Source organism: Segniliparus rugosus ATCC BAA-974 (genome assembly GCF_000185725.2).
In the GTDB taxonomy this organism is placed as follows: Bacteria; Actinomycetota; Actinomycetes; order Mycobacteriales; family Mycobacteriaceae; genus Segniliparus; species Segniliparus rugosus.
This window is the reverse complement of sequence record NZ_KI391953.1, coordinates 1562993-1579218: the sequence shown is the minus strand read 5'-3', so window position 1 is coordinate 1579218 and position 16226 is coordinate 1562993. Positions and strand designations below refer to the sequence as shown.

The window sequence follows — 16226 nt, the reverse complement described above, 5'->3', positions numbered from 1 at the left end:
CGCTGCTCGTGCTCGGCGGACCCGGCGTGATTGCGGTGGTGGTGGCTGCGGTGGTGCTGGTGGGCGTGGTGGCGCTGAGGGTGGTGGCGGCTGCTGTGCCGAGTTGGTTCAGCGCGGCTGTCGTGGTTGTCGTGGTGTTCGTGGTTCCTGTTGTGGGCGTGGTGGCGGTGGTGGTCCCGGCGGTCGTGGTGGTGCTGGGTTTGGCGGCGACGGCGGCGCTGGTGTCGGCGCTTGTGTCGGCGCTTGTGTTGGTGCTGGGTTTGGCGGCGACGGTGGTCGTGCCTGTGGCGGTGGCGCCTGTGGCGGGGCTTGTCGCGGTCGTGCCTGCGGTCGAGGTGCCCGTGGCGGGGCTGGTCGCTGTCGTGCCCGCGGTGGTGGCGGTCCCAGAGGTGGCGCCGGGTTTGGCCGAGGCCGAGGCGCTGGTGGCGCCCGCGGTGGTGGCGCCGGCGTTGCTTGTGCCCGTGCCGCCCGCCGCGCGTTCGGCAGCGCTCACGCCGCCGCCCAGAGCGCCGCCCAACGCCGAACCGCCGCTAGAGCCGCCAGAAGAAGACCCAGCCGCAGAACCCGACGAAGCAGGACTGGACGAAGCAGCACTGGAAGAAGCGGGACTCGAGGAAGCAGCGCCCGCCGAAGCAGGACTGGAAGAAGCAGCACTGGAAGAAGCGGGACTGGAAGAAGCAGCGCCTGCCGAAGCAGGACTCGAGGAGGAAGAGCCCGCCGAAGTCGTCCCCGACGAAGCGGCGCCCGACGAAGCGGCGCCCGACGAGGCAGAGCCCGAGGAGGAGGAGCCGGAGGAACTAGCAGAACCGCCAGAGCTCACACCGCCCGAAGACCCGCCCGCTCCCGAGGAACCCGAACCGCCCGACGAAGACCCCCCAGCAGAACCCGAGCCCGAAGACCCGCCCGAACTCGAACCGCCCGACCCACCGCCCGAACCGCCATGCTGATCCGCGAACGCCGGAGCCACATCCGAAAACGACCCCGCCAACACCACCAACACAGCAGCAACAGCAGACTTCCGATACTGAGCCGGAGACAAACCCCGCCGCACAGGCAAACCAGACGAATCAAAAGAACGAACAAACATGATGGGGAACTCCTATTTCTATGACGGGTATGGCATTAGACGAGGTACGGGGATGAAGGCTGTGCTCGTGAGAGGGAACCCTCGGTCGGACGGTGCTCCGCTGCGCCCCTCTCCGTGAGCCCGAGCCCGCAGCCTCGCTGACATCGAGGAAAAGCCTCGGCGCGCATGGCGGCAACGGCCTTCATGAGGCGATGACCCGCGCGATCGCTCCGCGCAACGCCACAACCCACGGGATTTCCTCGTCCGGGACTGAGCTGTCGACTCCGCGCGCCTTGAAATAGAAGCTCATCCTCCCGTTGTACGAGGAGACCATGTAGCCATGGTTGTGCTGTTTGGGGTCGGGACGCGACTCCCCGTCGCCTGGCAAAGAGCTCAGGCTCCCGTTCTCGCCGAGAACGCCTTCGATGGCCAAGCCCGGAAGATTCGGGAACGTGGGGATGACCCCGACGTTGCTGAGCGAGATCATGTGCGCGGGGACCGGAGCCACTCCTTTCTCCTGCGCTTGGGCGATGCCCGTGAGCAATGTGGGAATATGCAAATGCGACTGCTGCACCAGGCCTGATTCCAGATCCTCGGTCAATTGCTCGACGATGCTCGCGCCGAGTTCGAACGGGTCGGACTCCGCCGTCACCCGCACCACGCCGATAGCGGTGCCCAGCATCACGCTCCCGTCGAGCGGCGGCAGAGGGGGAACGATCCTGTCCCGGACGTCCACCAAGGTGAGGACAGGGACGACAATCTCCTCCGGACGGCCCGCGAGCTCGTACTCGACGAGCAGCAAAGTTCCGACGATCGCGCCGTGCATGCTCAGCCCCCGCGCTTTGGCCGCAGCCCGCAGCCGCGTTGTCTCCTCGACGCTGAGCAGCACTTGGACCGGCCTCGGGGCGCCCCGCGAAGCGGGCGCGGCAGTCTGGAACGCCTCCGGCCCCAACGTCAGCAGCTTCTCCAACCCGGACAGCGGCCCCTGTTCGATCCCGCGCTCCTCGAAGACCTCCTCCAGCGGAGCAGGCGGCTGCTGGGGCGAAGCCGGCAAAGGCATCCCTGAGGAAAGCACGGCTTCGTACTGCGTCAACAGCCGCCAAACCAGGAAAACAACCCCGCACGCGTCGTACACCCCGTGGTGGATGAGCAGGCTCATCCGAAATCGTCCGCGACCATGCACGACTCGCAGCGCCACAAGCCCGGCAGTCGGGTCCAATGTGGCTTCCGGCCCGACGACCAGCGCGTCGGGGTCTCCTTCCAGCACGCGCACAATCGCGGGCGGCGGCTCTTCTGGTTGCACGAACCACGGCCCCTCCGGGCTGTCTTCGATCCTGCCCACGAGCACCGGGTATTCCTTCCGCAAGGCTTCGAAGGCCGCCGTGAGCGCAGGGATGTCGAAAGCCCCGGTGCCGACGGCCGTGGCGATCGTCGTGATCGCATTGTGCCGGTAGATAGCCTCCGTCGGCGCAAGCTTCCGACGAGCGAGGGTCTGGGTCATAAGAGCTCCTTTACGTGGTCACCGATGGAAATCTCGTCTGGGAGCTCCACTGCGGTCGAGCAGCCCGCGTTCACTTTGAAAACCTTGGTGAGCAGGAAATTTCGCACTGGCCTGTAACTCAAAAGCTTGATCATTTTGGCGTCGAGGAGGATCTTGAACCTGCTCTTGGGGAAATGCGCGCCCAGATTGACCTTCTCCTGGTTGGCGCGCACGAACGGCAACATCCTCCGGTCGTACTCGGCGAACGCGGCCTTGTGGTCCCAGTTGTGCGCTTGGAGCGCCCACGCGAGGATGTACGCCCCCACCAGCGCGAGCGAGGTCCCCTGGCCCGTGGCCGGCGAAGGGCAGTAGCCCGCGTCGCCGAGCAGGACCACCCGGCCTTTGTGGTAGCTGTCCATCACGACTTGCGCGACCTCGTCGCAGTAGAAGTCCGCAGTGGAGTCCATCTCCAGCAACAGTCGTGGATAGATCCAGCCCAGGCCGCCGAACCTGGCCTTGATCTCGTCCTTCATGAGCTGTTCGTTCCTGATGTCCAGGTCTGGCAGCTCCGATTGGAAAGCAAGGACAACCCGCGCCTCCGAGTTCTCCAACGCGCTATACACGGAGGACGCGAGCCCTTTGGTGGTGTGCCCCCAGAGCTGGTGGTGGTCGAGGTCGAGAAAGTTCGGCGTGGAGAAGATCGTCGAGTACGCGCCGAGGAAGCGAGTGCGCCACTCGTCCGGGTCGAAGGCGAGCGAGCGGGTCGCGGAGTGAATGCCGTCAGCCCCTACCACCAGGTCGAACTCTCGCTCCAGTCCGGACGCGAAGACGACCGACACCCGCTCTTCGTCTTGGCGGAGCGTCACGACATGATCGCCGAAAATCAGTTCGGCTTTCCCCTCGAGTTCTCGGTGCAGCAGGTCGACCAACGTTTTTCGCAGCACTTCGATATTGGAGTGCTCAGAGTCCTCCACGATGGGGCCGATCGCGGTGGTGCTGACGAGTTTCTTGCCCCGGTCGTCGAAGAGGCTCATCTCCTTGATGCCGGTGTTCGCGGCCCGGACGGCGGGTTCGATGCCCATCCGCTCGATCACGGTGACCGCGCTCCCCCGGATATCGATGGCCTGGCCGCCGCTGCGCACAGCCTCCGCGCGTTCGACAATAGTGGGCCGCACACCGTTTTTCGCAAGTTGGAGCGCGAAAGCAGGACCCGCTATTCCGGCTCCGCAAATCAATACTTGAGGCTGAAGCATGGCAGAAGGCTATAGCTCCATCGCGAAACCCGCAACCGCTAGGCACACATTTCTCTATTTCGCAGATGAATGCGCCGCTTCTTGCCGATCACAAGAAGCGAACCTCGTCGAAAAGCATTCGCGGCGAACCGGAGCACAGCGTCGGCCAGATCGGCCCCTCATGCCAGGAACGCATAGTATTGATGTTATTCCGCGATGCCTTCAGAGACCCTCCCCCTTCGATAGAGTGACAGATATCAAATCTCGCGTATCCAATCTCGCGAAGACGGCAGAACGACAGGCGGCGCAGCAAGCGAGAGACTCCGGATCCACAAAATTTTGCGCATCCTTGACGCAGGTGAGCCACATGTACACAAAACATGTTTCAGTCTTGTTTCCCCCTCTCGTCGGCCAAAGCGTGTTCAGTGTTTACTAGCATAGCCATTCTACGAATGTAAGCAGTTCAGACGCTATATTTGACCAATCATGAGGAGCGGTGTCGCTAGTGGCCCATCTCACATGAAACTCGAGGTATAGCCAAGTTGCACAGTCGCACGAGGCGTTGTATGATGAGCGCAGCATTGATATGTGCATGGATAGTTTGACTCTCCGAGCATAAAATTTCGGTGTAGCAATTTCCTCTATAGTCCTTCACTATGAAGGGCCGAAATCGACTTCAGGCGCAATGGAGCGGAGCGAGAAGGGTTTCGGCAAGGCACCAGTAGTATTTCATCCGAGCAGGGCGCTCTTGCTCGGGGAGCTGAAGGCTACTGTTTATCGAGATTGCCGACCGACGGCCTTGGCTGTCAAGCGTCGTATCGGCAGCACTGTTTTCGTCATGCCTAGGCCCAAAGCTGCGGCACGGTCAATTGAGAGTTTAGTTTAAGAGTGAGGAAGTTCCTGCTTATGTCTCGCACGGTTGTTCGTTCTTTTGATTCGTCTGGTTTGCCTGTGCGGCGGGGTTTGTCTCCGGCTCAGTATCGGAAGTCTGCTGTTGCTGCTGTGTTGGTGGTGTTGGCGGGGTCGTTTTCGGATGTGGCTCCGGCGTTCGCGGATCAGCATGGCGGTTCGGGCGGTGGGTCGGGCGGTTCGAGTTCGGGCGGGTCTTCGGGCTCGGGTTCTGCTGGGGGGTCTTCGTCTTCTTCTGGGGGGTCTTCGTCGGGCGGTTCGGGTTCCTCGGGAGCGGGCGGGTCTTCGGGCGGTGTGAGCTCTGGCGGTTCTGCTAGTTCCTCCGGCTCCTCCTCCTCGGGCTCTGCCTCCTCGGGCGCCGCTTCGTCGGGCGCCGCTTCCTCCAGTCCTGCATCTTCGGGCGCCGCTTCCTCCGGCTCTGCCTCCTCGGGCGCCGCTTCCTCCGGCTCTGCCTCCTCGGGCGCCGCTTCCTCCAGTCCTGCATCTTCGGGCGCCGCTTCCTCCGGCTCTGCCTCCTCGGGCTCCGCCTCCTCCAGTCCTGCGTCTTCGGGCGCTGTTTCCTCGAGTCCTGCGTCTTCGGGCGCTGCTTCCTCGAGTCCTGCTTCCTCGGGCTCGTCGGGTTCCGCGGCTGGGTCTTCTTCTGGCGGCTCTAGCGGCGGTTCGGCGTTGGGCGGCGGTCTGGGCGGCGGCGTGAGCGCTGCCGAACGCGCGGCGGGCGGCACGGGCACAAGCAACGCCGGCGCCACCACCACGGGCGCTGCCGGCACCGCGGCCTCGGCCTCGGCCAAACCCGGCGCCACCACGACCACCGGGACCACCACCACTGGGACCACGACCACCGGGACCACCACCTCCGGCACGACAGCGACCAGCCCCGCCACGGCAAGCGCCAGCCCCGCCGCGGGCACCTCGACCACAGGCACGACCACCGTCGCCGCCAAACCCAGCACCACCACGACGACCAACACAAGCGCCGACACCAGCGCCGCCAAACCCAGCACCACCACAACCGCCGGGACCACCACCGCCACCACGCCCACAACAGGAACCACGAACACCACGACAGCCGCCCTGAACCAACTCGGCACAGCAGCCGCCACCACCCTCAGCGCCACCACGCCCACCAGCACCACCGCAGCCACCACCACCGCAGCCACCACCACGGCGGCCACCACCACGGCGGCCCCCCTCCCCAACCAGCCGGGGCTGTCGATAACGCCAAGCGGATTGGGGGGATTCGTTCAATCGGGGACAGTGATCAACTATGACCCGCTGCGCGTCCCGGTCGGTCCGATGGAAGCGGCGAAGGTCGGGCAGCAGATCGGCGCCGCCACCAATGGCGGCCTTGTCGGAGCCGTCCTCGGCGGCGTCGCAGGCACCGCGATCGGGTTGCTCGGGGCCGCGAACGTCCTCATCCACGGCGAGGCAGCGGTCAGTCTCGGGGCTGCCCAGTACGGCGCAGAGGCCGGAGCCGCTATCGGCAGCGTGGCCGGAGTCGTCGGTTCCACCGTGCTCGGCGCGATCGGCGCAGGCATCGGCGCGGTCGCAGGCGCCGTCTTGGCTGTCGCTCCGGTGGCCACCGCGGCGGTGAGCAGCGTTCCTTGGTCCATCGCCGCCGGCGCGATCAACGGCGCGTACGGCACCTCGATCTCAACGAATATCGACACTACGCCTTTGAGCGATCCGACCACAGGCTATGTCCAGAACATGGCCTGGGGGCTGGACAACGCCGTCAAGCAGGGCGAAAGCGTGGGAGCCGTCGGCCGACAGCTCGGCGGCCCGATCCTCGGCGCGGTCGCAGGCGGCGTCATCGGCGCGATCGACGGAACATTCACCGGAGCGGTGAGCGGCATCAACACCGGAGTCAACTTCGCGCAGATCTTCGGCGGCGTCACCAACCAGCTCGCCACCCAGGTCGCCGGGCCGGGCCTCGGCCAGGTCGCAGGCGTGCTCGGCAGCACCTACTGGGGAGTCGTCGGAGCGACCGTGGCGAGCATCGCGCTCGTGCCGGTGGGCTTCATCGCCGGGACGATCTCCGGTGTGCTCAACGGCTCCGGGGTGTTCAACAAGCCGGATGGCACGCCGGTCGGCGCCGACCTCGGCTCGTCGATCATCGGGAATCTGACGGACCTCGGCGACGGCCTCAACTAAAAAGCAACGCCATCGCCAACAATCGCTCACAGACCGTCGGGCGCTCATCGTTCTCAACGATGAGCGCCCGACGCGCTCTGCCCACACAACGAAAAAGGAGAGTCGCATGACCGCCCTGCGCCGTGCCGCAGTCATTCTGTCCGCCATCGGAACGTTCTTGTCGGGATGCTCGGACGAGCAACACGTGGCCCCGTCCGTTCCGTCTGCGGCCAGCACGAGCCGCATGCCCGCCTCGGACATGACCATGGACCAATACCTGCAGAACCACGGTGTGACCGTCCAAGCGCAGACCGCGACGGACGACAGTCCCCTGCGCATCGGGTTGCAGCAGCCGCCCGGCTGGTTCGCCTATGACAGGCTCCAGGTCCCCAACACCTACACCGTGCTCACCGATCGACGGGCGATCGACCAGAATTTCGTCCCGAACGCCGTCGTCGTCGTCCATAAGCTCAACGGGAGCTTCGATCCGAGGTCGGCCATCCTGCGCGGCTTCGTGGACACCGAGCGGTACAAGGACTTCAAGAAGACGAGATCCTCCCTTGACGACTTCGACGGCTTCCCCTCCGCCGTCATCGAAGGCTCCTACTCCGACGACAAGGACCGGGCGCTGCACGTGCTCAACCGCTACGTCCTCGCGGGCTCCGGCGACCGCGCGTTCGCCGTCCTGCTCACCGTCACCACCACCGAGGACCAGGCGGGCAAGCTCGCGGACGATCTGAAAACGCTCGACCAAGGGTTGAAGATCACCCTGAAATGACCTCGGCCCGCCGCAAGCCGTCTCGGGTCAGCGCAGCCGGAAGATCGTGCGGTGCCATTCCTTTTTCGGCTCGCCGGTGATCTCGCTCATGACATGCTTCACCGCCAAATACTCTTCGAGCGAGTACGCCGAGAGGTCCTTGCCGAAACCCGAAGCGCCGAATCCCCCGTGCGGCATCTCGCTGACGATCGGAATATGGTCGTTGATCCAGACGCAACCCGCCCGGATCTCGCGCGAGGCCCGTTGCGCCCGGTAGACGTCCCGCGTCCACACTGAGGCCGCGAGGCCGTACTCGGTGTCGTTGGCCTGCCGGATCGCGTCGTCCTCGCCGGTGTGCGCGCGAGCGACGAGCACCGGGCCGAAGATCTCGGCGCGGTACGCCTCGGAGTCTTCCGCCACGTCGGCGAGGAGCGTGGGCCGGTAGAACGCGCCAGGCAGATCGGGCGCGCAGCCGCCCGCCGCGACCCTGGCCCCCGCAGCCTTCGCGCGCGCCACGATCCCGGCCACCCGGTCGCGGTGCGCGAAGGAGATCTGCGGCCCGATGTCGACGCCCTCGTCGAGCGGGTCGCCCTGGACGACCTTCTCCATCAGTTCCGCCACTCCGGCGATGAAATCCTCGTAGACGGATTCGGCCACGATGGCGCGCGCCGCAGCGGTGCAGTCCTGCCCGGAGTTGATGAGCGCCCCGGCCACCGCCCCGTGGATCGCCGCCTCAAGATCCGCGTCCTCGAAGACGACGAACGGGGCTTTGCCGCCCAATTCAAGCTGCACGCGCGCCCCGCGCGCCGCCGCCCGCGCCATCACGGTCCGCCCCACCGCCGTTGAGCCGGTGAAGGTCACCGCGTCCACGCCTTGGTGTCCGGAAAGCGCGTCGCCCGCCTCGGCCCCCGCGCCGACGACAACATTGAGCACGCCGCGCGGAAGGCCCGCTTCGACCGCGAGCGCGGCCAAGCGCAACGTGGTGAGCGGGGTGAGCTCGCTCGGCTTGATGACCACGGCGCATCCGGCCGCGAGCGCGGGGGCAGTTTTCCACACAGCCATCTGCAACGGGTAGTTCCACGGGGTGATCGCGCCGACCACCCCGACCGGCTCCCGCCGGATCGAGGAGGTGTGCCCGCCCGAGTACTCCCCCGACGCTTTGCCCTCCAACAGCCGCGCCGCGCCCGCGAAGAACGCGATGTTGTCGGCGCTGCCCGGAATGTCGAACTCGGCGGCCAACCGCTTTGGCTTGCCGGTCTGCGCCACCTCGTCCGCGACCAGCTCGTCGGCGCGCTCCTCGACGAGGGCCGCGAGCTTGAAGAGCACCCCGGCGCGCTCGGCGGGGGTCGCTTTCGCCCACTCGGGCTGCGCCGCGCGGGCAGAAGCGACAGCGGTTTCCACTTCCGTCGCGGTCGCCAACGCGACTTCCGCGACAGGCTCGCCGGTCGCCGGATTGACCACCATGTGCCGCGCGCCCGTTCCGGCGGAGTCCGCGCCGCCGATGAAGCAACCTGGGATATCGCGTGTCGTCATAGCAGCCAGCCTAACAATGCCTCAACCGGATCGCAAGATAAATATGAAATTCGCAACTAATTCCGTTCTTAATATTGATTTGTTCAACTGATTTCGTTACATTCTTCATATGACCACAAGCGTTCGGCAGCCTCTGGACGAGATCTCCAAAGCCATCGTGGAAGAGCTCCAGGAGGACGGCAGGCAGTCGTACGCCGCCATCGGGAAGCTCGTCGGCCTCTCCGAGGCAGCCGTGCGCCAGCGGGTGCAGAAGCTCGTGGACAGCGGCGTGCTGCAGATCGTCGGCGTGGTCGACCCGAAACAGGTCGGCTTCGCCCGCCAGGCGATGATCGGAATCCGTTGCGCGGGCGACGCCCGGGAGCTGGGCGAGCAGCTCGGGGAGATTCCGCAGGTCAAATACGTGGTGCAGACGGCGGGCTCGTTCGATGTGCTTGTCGAGGTCGTCTGCGTGGACGACGCGGAGCTTCTCGACGTTTTGGGCGGGCGCATCCGAGCATTGCCAGGCGTGGTCAGCACCGAGACCTTCGTCTACCTCAAGATCGCTAAGGAGCAGTACACATGGGGCAAGCAGTGAGCGCGCCGGCAAACCGGAACGTCCCGGCCAATCCGTCCGCTGTCGCCGCAGCCGCGAAGAAGCACGTCTGGGGCCACTTCGCCCGCCACGGCGAAGGGATCGCGCCGCCGGTCGTCGTCCGGGGCGAGGGCGCGCGGATCTGGGACGACGCGGGCAGGAGTTATCTCGACGGCCTCGCGGGCCTCTTCGCGGTCCAGGTCGGCCACGGGCGAGCCGAACTCGCCGAGGCCGCAGCCGCGCAAACCAAGGAGCTCGGCTACTTCCCGGTCTGGGGCTATGTCACCCCGCCGGTCGCCGAACTCGCCGAACGGCTCGCGGGGTACGCGCCAGGCGACCTGAACCGGGTGTTCTTCACCGTCAGCGGCTCCGAAGCCGTCGAGAGCGCGTGGAAGCTCGTCAAGCAGTACTTCAAGCTCGTCGGCAAACCCACCAAGCACAAAGTGCTCTCCCGCTCGCTCGCCTACCACGGCACCTCGCAGGGCGCGCTGTCCATCACCGGCCTGCCCGGGCTCAAAGTCCCCTTCGAACCCCTCGTCCCTGGCGGGTTCCGGATCCCGAACACGAACTTCTACCGAGCCCCCGAGGCGTACGCGTCGGACTACGCCGCCTTCGGGCTGTGGGCCGCGGACCGGATCGAGGAGGCGATCCTCTTCGAGGGCCCGGACTCCGTCGCCGCAGTCTTCCTCGAACCGGTGCAGAACACTGGCGGCTGCTTCCCTCCCCCGCCCGGTTACTTCCAGCGGGTGCGCGAGATCTGCGACCGCCACGACGTGCTGCTCGTCTCGGACGAGACGATCTGCGCCTTCGGGCGGATCGGCCCGATGTTCGCCTGCGGGCAATACGGCTACACCCCCGACATCATCACCTGCGCCAAAGGGCTCACCTCCGGCTACGCGCCGATCGGCGCGATGATCGCCAGCGAGAGGATCTTCGAGCCCTTCGCGGACGGGACCACGGTCTTCATGCACGGCTCCACCTACGGCGGGCATCCGGTGTCCGCAGCCGTGGCGCTCGCCAACCTCGACATCTTCGAGCGCGAAAGGCTGAACGAGCACGTGGCCGCGAACGCCGCCGCCTTCAAGGCGACGCTCGACCGGCTCTTGGACCTGCCAATCGTCGGCGACGTGCGCGGCGCGGGCTTCTTCTACGGGATCGAGCTCGTCAAGGACAAGGCGACCAAGGAGAGCTTCTCCCCCGAGGAGTCCGAGCGAGTGCTGCGCGGCTTCCTGTCCACAGCCCTCTTCGAGGGCGGGCTCTACTGCCGCGCTGACGACCGCGCCGAACCGGTGGTCCAGCTCGCGCCGCCGCTCATCTGCGGACAGCGAGAGTTCGACGAGATGGAGTCGATCCTGCGCTCCGCGCTGACGCAGGCCTGGTCCAAGCTCTAGCCCGACCGGCCCTCGTCCGTTCGCGCGGCGCCCGGTTCCCGTGCCGTTGGGCGATGGCGCGGACAGACAACGGCACGAAAGAGACCGCCCCGGACGGCCAGGCCCGGAAAGCGGTGTGGGGAGCGCTCGTCGGCACGGCGTTGGAGTGGTACAACTTCTTTCTTTCCGGCACCGCCGCCGCGCTCGCGGTCGGTTTCGTCGCGAGGCCGCTTGGCGGGGTCGTCTTCGGGCGCATGGGCGCGATCACCTGGCTCGGGGCGGACAAGCTGGCGAAGCCCGCCGCCCGGCGCTCGCCGAGGCCTGATCGGAGCCCTCGCACTAGGCTGGTCGGATGCTCCGCACCGCCCTTCGGACCCTGATCGCAATCAGCTCTGCCATGGCCGCGACGGCTTCGTTCGCCACCGCAGACCCCGACGACCCCACCTTGGCCCCGCAAAGCGGCGTGGTCCAGCCGTCCGGCTCGGAGCCGGTCCCCGACGGCGCGGCTCCCGCGTGGCTGGTCGCCGATCTCGACACCGGCGAGGTGCTCGCGGCCCGCAACCCCCACAGCCACTACCACCCGGCCAGCACCATCAAGACCCTTCTGGCGATTGTCGTGCTGAGCGAGCTCGACGTCGGCCAAAGCCTCACCGAAAACGCCGACGACGAGGCGGCGGACCGCGAGAGCATCGTCAGGTTCATCCGGCCCGGCGAAACGCACACCGTGCGCGAACTGCTCGAAGCCCTGCTCATGATCTCGTCGAACGGCGCGGCGAACACGCTCGCCCGCGCGCTCGGCGGGGTCGGCCCCGCCGTCGCGAAAATGAACGCCGAGGCCGCGCGCCTCGGAGCCAACGACACCAGGGCCGCCACGCCCTCCGGCCTCGAAGCGCCTGGGGTGTCCAGCTCGCCGCACGATCTCGCGCTCTTCTTCCGGGCCGCGTTGCGCAATCCCACCTTCGCCGAAATCGTGCGGCAGGAGCGCGCGACGGTCTCCGGCTCCCCAGCGATCCAGCTCGTCAACCGCGATCCGCTTTTGGGCTCCTACCCCGGCATGCTGGGCGGCAAGACGGGCTTCACGGACGAGGCGCAGTACAACTTCGTCGGAGCCGCGGCGCGGCATGGCAGACGGCTCGTGGTCGCAGTGATGCACAACCCCGGCTCCTATCCGGCCCAGCAGGCTCGCGCCCTTTTCGACTGGGGCTTCGCCTTGGAGCCCGGCCTCGAAGTCGGCACGCTCGGCTGAGCTGGGAGCCTGCCGGCTCAGCCGTGGCGGCGGACGATCGTCATCGACTTGTCCACCTTCTTCAGCTGGGCGAAGTGCTCTGCCGGCACGCCGAACACCGTCGCGAGCACGTCCGGCGGGATCGCGCTGATCGCCGAAGCCAAGCCGATGTCGTCTTTGCCCTCTTGCGTGCTCGCGTTGAAGACGATGAGCACCTTCAACGGCTCGTCATAAGGGTTCTCGAAATAATGCAAGTCGCCCTGCGGGGCGAAGATCACGTCGCCCGGACCCGCGTCGAACTGCTCGTGATGCCCTTCTGGCTCCAGAATGCTCCACTTGGCTTTGCCGGAGACCACCACATTGATCTCCCAAGCGCTCGGGTGCCAGTGCGGCTCGCGGATCCCGCCCTTTTCCAACGTCACCATGACCACGCTGGCCTTCTGGCCGGTGAGGATCGGGAAGTTCGCCTCGCTGGCCTGGCGCAGCTCCCCGCCGTCGAAGCGCGTGGGCTCCAACGCGGAGAGGTGGAACAAGTGCGGCTGCTTCGTGTCGAGCTCCGCCGGAATGCGAGGGTCGCCGAACCTCGCCGCGTCCTCGTCGGGCACGCCGCGCTCGGGCGGCGGCGGTGGCGGCGGCTCTTGACGCGGGCTCAGCACGCGGTCCGCCGTCGCTCCGCCGAACGCGGACGCTCCGACGAGCCCCGCTCCGCCGAGCACTTGTCGTCGATTCATCGTCATGCGGGCACTGTATTGGCAGCAGCTGAGAAAAGTCCATAGCCAGCAGAAGAATTCGATAAGAGCGCGGAACCGCCGACGGCCGCGCGGACCCCAAAATTACGTCACATCGGCGTTCGGGGCGCTAAAGGTATTGCAATCGGCGATTTTGTTATTCGTGCCGCGCTCCCACCAACTGAAGACGTGGGCGCTGGTCCCGTGGTCGGGAAGCTCGCCGGGCCGGTTGCCGTCGCCCCGCCCGTCTTGGCCGAGCCTGCCCTCGGCGAGCGTCGCCCTGGTGATGCTGCCGCGCCCCGCTTCGGCCCCAAGGAACATCCCGGAGAAGCACTGCGCTTGCAGCTCGACCCTCCGAGACAGCTCCAGTCCCTCGGGCGTGTTCCAGTTGCCGGAGGGCAGGAGGGCGAGCACTTGGCTCGTGATCCCCGTCAGCATCTGGACGTGGTGCCCATACTCGTGGGCCAAGAGAGCCAGGTAAACACCAGGATGGTCGCCGAACACTTCCGTCTGCAAACCGCTCGCAGGTATGTAGAGCGAGTCGTCTCCCGCGCAGTAGATAGCCGCGATGATGTCCTGGGTCACCTCGCCGCAGGAGCTGGCGAACGGCGTTTTCTCGGGAAAGATCAGCGCGGGCGAGACATTCGGCACGCCGTGCCGGGCGAGCAACGGAGTCCACGCCGCGTCCATGCAGTCGCGCGCAGTCGTGAAGAAGGCCTGCAAGCTCCCCGGATCCGTCGACCATCGCGGCAGCTCGCAATCGATTTGGTCGAGCCCCTCGTCGTCGTGCAGGAATTCCGCCGCCGCCACCTCGGGGACCGGGTCGGCCTGCGCCTGTCCGGCGCGCGTCCCTGCCCCTGCAGCGCTCAACACCAAGAGGGCGGCAAACCCCCAGCGCGCCGCCCGCCCCGCAATCCGCATCGCGATCTCCATTCTCATCAGTGCTTGATAGGGTAACCATCGCTCCCAGTCGGGCGACATCACATCCAGTTGTTGAGCTTTAGCACTCGACCATGTAGAGTGCTAGTGGCCGCGCTGAACACCCTGGACCCGCGACTCGGGGAGCGCAAGCGGGCCACGAACCACAAAGATCAACGTGAAATTGGAGGCTCATCGTGGCGAGCGTGAACATCAAGCCGCTTGAGGACAAGATCCTCGTCGAGGCGAACGAGGCCGAGACGACCACCGCTTCTGGCTTGGTCATCCCGGACACCGCAAAAGAGAAGCCCCAGGAGGGCACTGTTATCGCGGTCGGCGAAGGCCGGGTCACCGAGAAGGGCAACCGCATCCCCCTCGATGTCAAGGCGGGCGACACCGTCATCTACAGCAAGTACGGCGGCACCGAGATCAAGTACAACGGCAAGGAGTACCTGATCCTCTCGGCCCGCGACATCCTCGCTGTCATCGAGAAGTAATCCCCGAAGCTAGCCCGCCCAGCGCCGCTGGGCGGGCTAGCTTTGATTTCGCCCCTTTTTCGACTTTCTCCCCTAGGACTTCACCCATGGCAAAACTCATCGAATACGACGAGACCGCCCGCCGCGCCCTCGAGCGCGGCGTGGACCGGCTCGCCGACACCGTGAAAGTGACCCTCGGCCCCCGAGGCAGGCATGTCGTGCTCGCCAAGGCGTACGGCGGCCCCGCCGTGACCAACGACGGCGTCACCATCGCCCGCGAGATCGACCTCGAAGACCCCTTCGAGAACCTCGGGGCGCAGCTGGTGAAATCGGTCGCCACCAAGACCAACGACGTCGCGGGCGACGGCACCACCACCGCGACCGTGCTCGCGCAGGCGCTGATCCGCGAAGGCCTGCGCAATGTCGCGGCGGGCGCGAACCCGATCGCCCTCGGCTCCGGCGTCGCCAAGGCCGCCGACACCGTGAGCGAAGCGCTCCTCAAACTCGCCACCCCGGTGGACGGCGAGGAGCACATCGCCCAGATCGCCACTGTCTCCTCCCGCGACGAGCGGATCGGCCAGCTGGTCGGCGAAGCGCTGACCAAAGTCGGCAAAGACGGCGTGGTGACCATCGAGGAGTCCGGAACGCTTGAGACCGAACTCGTGGTGACCGAAGGCGTCCGTTTCGACAAGGGCTTCCTCTCCCCCTACTTCATCACCGACCAGGACGAGCAGGAAGCGGTGCTGGAGAACGCCTCTGTGCTGCTGCACCGGGACAAGATCAGCTCCCTGCCGGACCTCCTGCCGCTTTTGGAGAAGATCGCCGAGGCGGGCAAACCCGTGCTCATCATCGCCGAGGACGTGGAAGGCGAGGCGCTGTCCACCCTCGTGGTGAACTCCATCCGCAAGACACTGCACGCGGTGGCCGTGAAGGCCCCGTACTTCGGCGACCGCCGCAAAGCGTTCCTTGAGGATCTCGCAGTGGTCACCGGGGCCCAAGTGGTCAATCCCGAGGTGGGGCTGCGGCTGCGCGAGGTCGGCCTCGAGGTGCTCGGCTCCGCCCGGCGCATCGTCGTGACCAAGGACGAGACCACGATCGTCGACGGCGCGGGAGCAGGCGACAACGTGCAGGCCCGCGTCGCCCAGATCCGCCAGGAGATCGAGAACACCGACTCCGACTGGGACCGCGAGAAACTGCAGGAGCGTCTGGCCAAGCTCGCGGGCGGCGTCGCGGTCATCCGGGTCGGCGCGGCCACCGAGACCGAGGTCAAGGAGCGCAAGCATCGCGTCGAGGACGCCGTCTCCGCCGCGAAAGCCGCTGTGGAGGAGGGCGTCGTCCCCGGCGGCGGCACCGCCTTGGTGCACGCGGGCGCGGGACTCGCCCAGCTCGCGGCGAGCCTTCCCGGCGACGAGGCCATCGGCGTGACCGTTGTCGCGAACGCGATCAAGGCTCCGCTGCATTGGATCGCGTCCAACGCGGGCCAGGACGGGGCCGTGGTGGTCAGCAAGGTCGCCGAGAACCCGAACCTCGGATTCAACGCCGCGAAACTGACCTACGAGGACCTGCTCGAGGCCGGCGTCATCGACCCGGTGAAAGTGACCCGCTCGGCGGTGGTCAACGCGGCCTCGGTCGCGCGCATGGTGTTCACCACCGAGACCGCTGTCATCGACAAGCCGGTCAAGGCGGACGGCGGGCACGGCCACCACGGCCACGCCCACTGATTGCCCGCAGGTTCTCAGGCGGCGATCCGCTTCGTCGGAGCGCGTCGGGCGATCATCCGCCCGCGAACCCGCGAAATTAGGAAAGCGGCCGGTCCGAGAGGACCGGCCGC

At 66.6% G+C, this 16226-nt stretch carries 14 protein-coding genes and 1 pseudogene; 9 read left to right on the top strand and 6 right to left on the bottom strand.

From position 1 onward, the window contains the following. The first annotated feature begins 8 nt into the window (after nucleotides 1–8). Entirely contained in the window at nucleotides 9–947 is a 939-nt protein-coding gene (locus tag HMPREF9336_RS17475; protein WP_021030319.1) for a hypothetical protein, read from the top strand. A gap of 321 nt (nucleotides 948–1268) precedes the next feature. Here the strand turns inward: HMPREF9336_RS17475 and HMPREF9336_RS07780 are convergent, their stop codons facing one another. The 3 genes from HMPREF9336_RS07780 to HMPREF9336_RS18395 all read right to left on the bottom strand — a co-directional run bounded on the left by HMPREF9336_RS07780 (nucleotide 1269) and on the right by HMPREF9336_RS18395 (nucleotide 5865). Continuing rightward, nucleotides 1269–2567 (bottom strand): phthiocerol/phthiodiolone dimycocerosyl transferase family protein, encoded by a 1299-nt coding sequence (locus HMPREF9336_RS07780; RefSeq protein WP_007470640.1) that lies wholly within the window; start codon nucleotides 2565–2567, stop codon nucleotides 1269–1271. Then, nucleotides 2564–3799 carry an FAD-dependent monooxygenase gene (locus HMPREF9336_RS07775; RefSeq protein ID WP_007470639.1) on the bottom strand — a complete coding sequence of 412 codons (1236 nt, stop codon included), beginning with the start codon at nucleotides 3797–3799 and terminating at the stop codon, nucleotides 2564–2566. The genes HMPREF9336_RS07780 and HMPREF9336_RS07775 overlap by 4 nt, the downstream gene beginning before the upstream one ends. A gap of 1034 nt (nucleotides 3800–4833) precedes the next feature. After that, nucleotides 4834–5865: a hypothetical protein gene (locus tag HMPREF9336_RS18395; RefSeq protein ID WP_021030318.1), complete on the bottom strand. Its 1032-nt coding sequence runs from the start codon at nucleotides 5863–5865 to the stop codon at nucleotides 4834–4836. A 76-nt stretch (nucleotides 5866–5941) separates the two neighbouring features. Here HMPREF9336_RS18395 and HMPREF9336_RS07760 point away from each other — a divergent pair, with 76 nt between their 5' ends. Together HMPREF9336_RS07760 and HMPREF9336_RS07755 are read left to right on the top strand one after the other, a co-directional pair. Beyond that, entirely contained in the window at nucleotides 5942–6838 is an 897-nt protein-coding gene (locus HMPREF9336_RS07760; protein ID WP_007470636.1) for a hypothetical protein, read from the top strand. A 106-nt stretch (nucleotides 6839–6944) separates the two neighbouring features. Continuing rightward, nucleotides 6945–7595: an LpqN/LpqT family lipoprotein gene (locus HMPREF9336_RS07755; RefSeq protein ID WP_007470635.1), complete on the top strand. Its 651-nt coding sequence runs from the start codon at nucleotides 6945–6947 to the stop codon at nucleotides 7593–7595. A 27-nt stretch (nucleotides 7596–7622) separates the two neighbouring features. Here HMPREF9336_RS07755 and HMPREF9336_RS07750 read toward each other — a convergent pair whose 3' ends face one another. Then, nucleotides 7623–9107, bottom strand: coding sequence for a gamma-aminobutyraldehyde dehydrogenase (locus HMPREF9336_RS07750; protein WP_021030317.1), 1485 nt, complete (start codon nucleotides 9105–9107; stop codon nucleotides 7623–7625). Nucleotides 9108–9216: 109 nt separating this feature from the next. Here HMPREF9336_RS07750 and HMPREF9336_RS07745 point away from each other — a divergent pair, with 109 nt between their 5' ends. The 4 genes and pseudogenes from HMPREF9336_RS07745 (at nucleotide 9217) to HMPREF9336_RS07730 (ending at nucleotide 12294) form a co-directional block, all read left to right on the top strand. After that, nucleotides 9217–9681: an Lrp/AsnC family transcriptional regulator gene (locus HMPREF9336_RS07745; protein ID WP_007470632.1), complete on the top strand. Its 465-nt coding sequence runs from the start codon at nucleotides 9217–9219 to the stop codon at nucleotides 9679–9681. After that, nucleotides 9666–11069 carry an aspartate aminotransferase family protein gene (locus tag HMPREF9336_RS07740; RefSeq protein ID WP_007470631.1) on the top strand — a complete coding sequence of 468 codons (1404 nt, stop codon included), beginning with the start codon at nucleotides 9666–9668 and terminating at the stop codon, nucleotides 11067–11069. Before HMPREF9336_RS07745 ends, HMPREF9336_RS07740 begins: the two co-directional genes overlap by 16 nt. Nucleotides 11070–11122: 53 nt before the next feature. Continuing rightward, nucleotides 11123–11308: pseudogene (locus HMPREF9336_RS18390) on the top strand (MFS transporter); the annotation flags it as partial. A gap of 92 nt (nucleotides 11309–11400) precedes the next feature. Next, the gene (locus HMPREF9336_RS07730) at nucleotides 11401–12294 is read left to right on the top strand and encodes a D-alanyl-D-alanine carboxypeptidase family protein (protein WP_007470623.1); all 894 of its coding nucleotides are present in this window, start codon (nucleotides 11401–11403) and stop codon (nucleotides 12292–12294) included. A gap of 17 nt (nucleotides 12295–12311) precedes the next feature. Here HMPREF9336_RS07730 and HMPREF9336_RS07725 read toward each other — a convergent pair whose 3' ends face one another. Together HMPREF9336_RS07725 and HMPREF9336_RS07720 are read right to left on the bottom strand one after the other, a co-directional pair. Beyond that, nucleotides 12312–13010, bottom strand: coding sequence for a cupin domain-containing protein (locus HMPREF9336_RS07725; protein WP_007470621.1), 699 nt, complete (start codon nucleotides 13008–13010; stop codon nucleotides 12312–12314). A 96-nt stretch (nucleotides 13011–13106) separates the two neighbouring features. Next, nucleotides 13107–13940 (bottom strand): neutral zinc metallopeptidase, encoded by an 834-nt coding sequence (locus tag HMPREF9336_RS07720; protein ID WP_169727300.1) that lies wholly within the window; start codon nucleotides 13938–13940, stop codon nucleotides 13107–13109. A 176-nt stretch (nucleotides 13941–14116) separates the two neighbouring features. On the opposite strand from HMPREF9336_RS07720, the gene groES reads away from it, so the two are divergent. Both groES and groL read left to right on the top strand, forming a co-directional pair. Next, nucleotides 14117–14416 (top strand): co-chaperone GroES, encoded by a 300-nt coding sequence (gene groES / locus HMPREF9336_RS07715; protein WP_007470617.1) that lies wholly within the window; start codon nucleotides 14117–14119, stop codon nucleotides 14414–14416. Nucleotides 14417–14502: 86 nt separating this feature from the next. Then, entirely contained in the window at nucleotides 14503–16116 is a 1614-nt protein-coding gene (gene groL, locus HMPREF9336_RS07710) for a chaperonin GroEL (RefSeq protein WP_007470616.1), read from the top strand. Nucleotides 16117–16226: the final 110 nt, after the last annotated feature.

Bases quoted from the DNA above. Each gene is read 5' to 3' on its own strand.
- HMPREF9336_RS07780 (WP_007470640.1), bottom strand. From the start codon at position 2,567: ATGACCCAGACCCTCGCTCGTCGGAAGCTTGCGCCGACGGAGGCTATC.
- HMPREF9336_RS07775 (WP_007470639.1), bottom strand. From the start codon at position 3,799: ATGCTTCAGCCTCAAGTATTGATTTGCGGAGCCGGAATAGCGGGTCCT.
- HMPREF9336_RS07755 (WP_007470635.1), top strand. From the start codon at position 6,945: ATGACCGCCCTGCGCCGTGCCGCAGTCATTCTGTCCGCCATCGGAACG.
- HMPREF9336_RS07750 (WP_021030317.1), bottom strand. From the start codon at position 9,107: ATGACGACACGCGATATCCCAGGTTGCTTCATCGGCGGCGCGGACTCC.
- HMPREF9336_RS07745 (WP_007470632.1), top strand. From the start codon at position 9,217: ATGACCACAAGCGTTCGGCAGCCTCTGGACGAGATCTCCAAAGCCATC.
- HMPREF9336_RS07740 (WP_007470631.1), top strand. From the start codon at position 9,666: ATGGGGCAAGCAGTGAGCGCGCCGGCAAACCGGAACGTCCCGGCCAAT.
- HMPREF9336_RS07730 (WP_007470623.1), top strand. From the start codon at position 11,401: ATGCTCCGCACCGCCCTTCGGACCCTGATCGCAATCAGCTCTGCCATG.
- HMPREF9336_RS07725 (WP_007470621.1), bottom strand. From the start codon at position 13,010: ATGACGATGAATCGACGACAAGTGCTCGGCGGAGCGGGGCTCGTCGGA.
- HMPREF9336_RS07720 (WP_169727300.1), bottom strand. From the start codon at position 13,940: ATGAGAATGGAGATCGCGATGCGGATTGCGGGGCGGGCGGCGCGCTGG.
- groL (WP_007470616.1), top strand. From the start codon at position 14,503: ATGGCAAAACTCATCGAATACGACGAGACCGCCCGCCGCGCCCTCGAG.